This is a genomic window from Psychrilyobacter sp. (assembly GCF_049671765.1).
Taxonomy (GTDB): domain Bacteria; phylum Fusobacteriota; class Fusobacteriia; order Fusobacteriales; family Fusobacteriaceae; genus Psychrilyobacter.
In genome coordinates, this window is the sequence record NZ_JBATVM010000155.1 from 1 (window position 1) to 3,513 (window position 3,513).

3 protein-coding genes are annotated in these 3,513 nt (G+C 31.0%); 1 reads left to right on the forward strand and 2 read right to left on the reverse strand.

Translation table 11 applies throughout. The features are described 5' to 3' along the window. On the reverse strand, nucleotides 1-598 hold a 598-nt coding region (locus tag WBG30_RS07335), incomplete at its 3' end, for an FRG domain-containing protein (protein ID WP_424503989.1). Nucleotides 599-818: 220 nt separating this feature from the next. After that, on the reverse strand, nucleotides 819-1,898 hold the full coding sequence (locus tag WBG30_RS07340) for a mannose-1-phosphate guanylyltransferase (protein ID WP_424503990.1): 1,080 nt from the start codon (nucleotides 1,896-1,898) through the stop codon (nucleotides 819-821). A 323-nt stretch (nucleotides 1,899-2,221) separates the two neighbouring features. Between WBG30_RS07340 and WBG30_RS07345 the strand changes: the two genes are divergently transcribed. Further along, nucleotides 2,222-3,513, forward strand: a 1,292-nt coding sequence (locus WBG30_RS07345) for an ABC-F family ATP-binding cassette domain-containing protein (RefSeq protein WP_424503991.1), incomplete at its 3' end; no start/stop codon positions are given.

The window sequence follows — 3,513 nt, forward strand, 5'->3', positions numbered from 1 at the left end:
TTAAAATACTTTCATCTGCTAAACTTTCCAATTCATTACACTCATTTTGAAAATAAACAAACAATCCGTTTTGTGAATTGATTCTACTATTTAACTTCCTTCCTTTTACTACTACAGGTCCATTATAATCTTCTATTGCTTGTATTTTTGTATCGTTCAAATTAAAAATTTCATCTCGTTTTGCATATTTCAAATTTAATTTTGTAGGATTTAAAAACCAAACTTCTGCATTACAGTTATCACAACCATTAAATGATTTTTCAATCGCAAACATTAAAGATATCATATGAGAATATGTAAAATCTAGTAATCTTGTTGGTATTCCATAATGTTGAGCCATAATCATCCACTCGCCATCATTCTTTATATCCCAAGGGTTATCTAAATAATTATATGAATTAATTTTAAATTCTTTTAAAAAATGATTTATAGATTGTTTTGAAAATATCCTGTTTCCAACATCATCTTTTCTTAAAGACGTTGGCAGTAATTTATAACTTTTAGATTGTCCTCTTGATAAAATAAATCCTTCTGGTAATTTTTCTACATACTCAACAAATTCACTTAGCTTTTCTATTTCTTTAATTGCTTGCTCCAACTTAGATCCTCCTATTTTCGCTTTCACCATTTAGAACTTTTTTAACCTCTCACCTCTACTTTAGTTTCTCCTTTATTGGTCCACATTTAAAATTAAGTTTTAATTATACTTAATTTTAATATTCGTGGAAAATACCATCAAAAGGAAGAGGTCTTCTTTTCATAACTTTCACTTCTACCTCAGCCCCTCTTTTTTAAAGAGGGACCATAAAAAGGAGGAGTTAATTAATCTTTTCTCTCTCTGCTATCTCCTTCAATACCTTCTTTATATCCTGTGCTCTCTCTTTTTTACATACCAAAAGAGCATCTTTAGTTTCTACTACTACCAAATCTTCTAATCCGATTGTAGCTATTATTTTTTTCGTCCCTATAATTATATTGTTCTTACTTCCAATCTCAATGAGTTCGTTGGCTCTATTTACAGTTCCATTTTCATTGTGTTCTAATACCTCATCTAGAGCAGGGTAACTTCCTACGTCATTCCAACCAAAATCCACGGGTATTACTTGAATATTTTGAGCTTTTTCCATAATTCCAAAATCGATAGAGATCTTTTCAAACTTCTCAAATAAAGTTTTAAGTTCCTCTGTTTTAGATTCTGAATCTAAATTTTTATCCTTTAATGTTGAGATTTTATTAAAAATTTTAAAATGTTTTGGCATATATTTTTCAAATGATCCCATGATCATATCCAGTCCTATAACAAACATCCCACTATTCCAAAGGTAGTTTCCAGCTTCTACATATTCCTCAGCTCTTTCTAAATTTGGTTTTTCCCAGAACCTTATTACCTTACTTGGTTCTCCTATATAGGCTTCCTTTACCTCTATATATCCATATCCTGTCTCAGGTTTATTAGGTTTTATCCCTAATGTTATGATGGAATTGGTTTCCATGGCTATCTCACTGGCTCCTACTATCCTCTTTCTGAAGTTATCCTCATTTTTTATAATATGATCCGAAGCTAAAACCACCATGGTAATTTTTTCATCTTTTAATTTTTCCTTTATCTTAACTGCTCCATATCCAATGGCAGCAGCAGTATCTTTAAAAGCAGGTTCCACAATTATATTGTCATATGGCAGATCAGAAAGCTCTTTTCTTATAGCATCTGCTTGGATAGCATTGGTTCCAATAAATATTTTATCTGCTGATATGATAGGTAGTATACGGTCTACTGTCGTCCTAATTAAACTTCTATTTTCATCTATTAACTTTAATAACTGCTTGGGTCTTTCCTTAGTTGATAGGGGCCAGAATCTTTCTCCAGATCCTCCCGCCATTATAAATGCTGCTAACATATCTCATCACTCCTAGTTATAATTAATTTGATTTTTTAGTCTTCTATTTTAGTAATATAAGGCTTTTATAATTTTTTTGCAAGAATCTTATTTTTAACACAAATTATATTAGATCTTTTATCTATGAAAATTCACATTTAGTTGTGGTTAATTTTTTAGTTTTTTGTCGTAAATCATATAAACAGACTTACTACTAATAGTATATACTAAATACTTGAAAAATATGATATAATGTTACGAATAAAAAAATTATTTTTTATAATTGAATATAGATATTTAATCATATTTATCTATCAAACTTATAAAAATTTGGAGGTTAATAAATGATATCAACTAGTGGTTTAGGGCTTATGTTCCCTGGAAAAAAATTATTCGACGATGTAAGCATAAAATTTACACCTGGTAACTGTTACGGACTTATTGGAGCTAACGGTGCTGGAAAATCTACATTCTTAAAAATCTTGGCTGGTGAAATCGACGCTAGTGAGGGAGAAGTTATCTTAGGTCATAGAGAAAGATTATCTTTCTTACAACAAGACCATTTCGCTCACGCTGATGAAGTAGCTTTAAATGTAGTAATGATGGGACATAAAGAGTTGTTTGCTATCAAAAAAGAGCAAGAAGATCTTTATGCAAAACCAGATGCTACAGATGAAGACTATGCAAGAGCTGGAGATTTAACTGATAGAATCGAGGAATTAGACGGTTGGTCTGCTGAGACTAATGCTGAAAAATTACTTACAGGATTAGGAGTAGATCCTTCAATTCATTATAGAATAATGAGTGAACTTACAGAACCTCAAAGAGTTAAGATCCTTTTAGCACAAGCATTATTTGGTGAACCAGATGTACTTTTATTAGACGAGCCTACAAATGGTTTGGATATCCATGCTATCAACTGGTTAGAAAACTTTTTAGCTAACTTTAATGCCACTGTTATCGTAGTATCACATGATAGACATTTCTTAAATAAAGTATGTACTCATATTGCTGATATAGACTATGGTAAAGTAAAAATGTTCGTAGGAAACTATGATTTCTGGTACGAATCAAGTCAAATTGTATTAGAATTAATGAGAAATAAAAATAAAAAATTAGAGCAAAAAAGAGAAGAATTACAGACCTTCATCGCTAGATTTAGTGCCAATGCTTCAAAGTCAAATCAAGCAACAGCAAGAAAAAAAATGTTAGATAACTTAAAGTTTGAAGATATGCAAGTTTCAAACAGAAAATATCCATTCATCGAATTTAAAGCTGAAAGAGATGCTGGAAACAACATGTTGAAAATCGAAAATGTAACTAAAACTATCGACGGAGTAAAAGTTCTAGATAATATTTCATTCACTATCAATACTGGAGATAAAGTAGTTCTTTTAGCTAAAAACGACATCGTTAAAACAACACTTATCAAAATATTAGCTGGAGAGATAGAGCCTGATTCAGGTAGTATCACTTGGGGTGTAACTACTTCTTTAGGTTATATGCCTAGAGATAATTCTGAATACTTCACAGCAAACAGTGGAACTGACCTTATCGACTGGTTAAGACCATATTCATCTGATCCTCATGAAAGTTTCATCAGAGGATTCTTAGGAAGAATGTTATTTGCTGGAGA

Bases quoted from the DNA above. Each gene is read 5' to 3' on its own strand.
- WBG30_RS07340 (WP_424503990.1), bottom strand. From the start codon at position 1,898: ATGTTAGCAGCATTTATAATGGCGGGAGGATCTGGAGAAAGATTCTGG.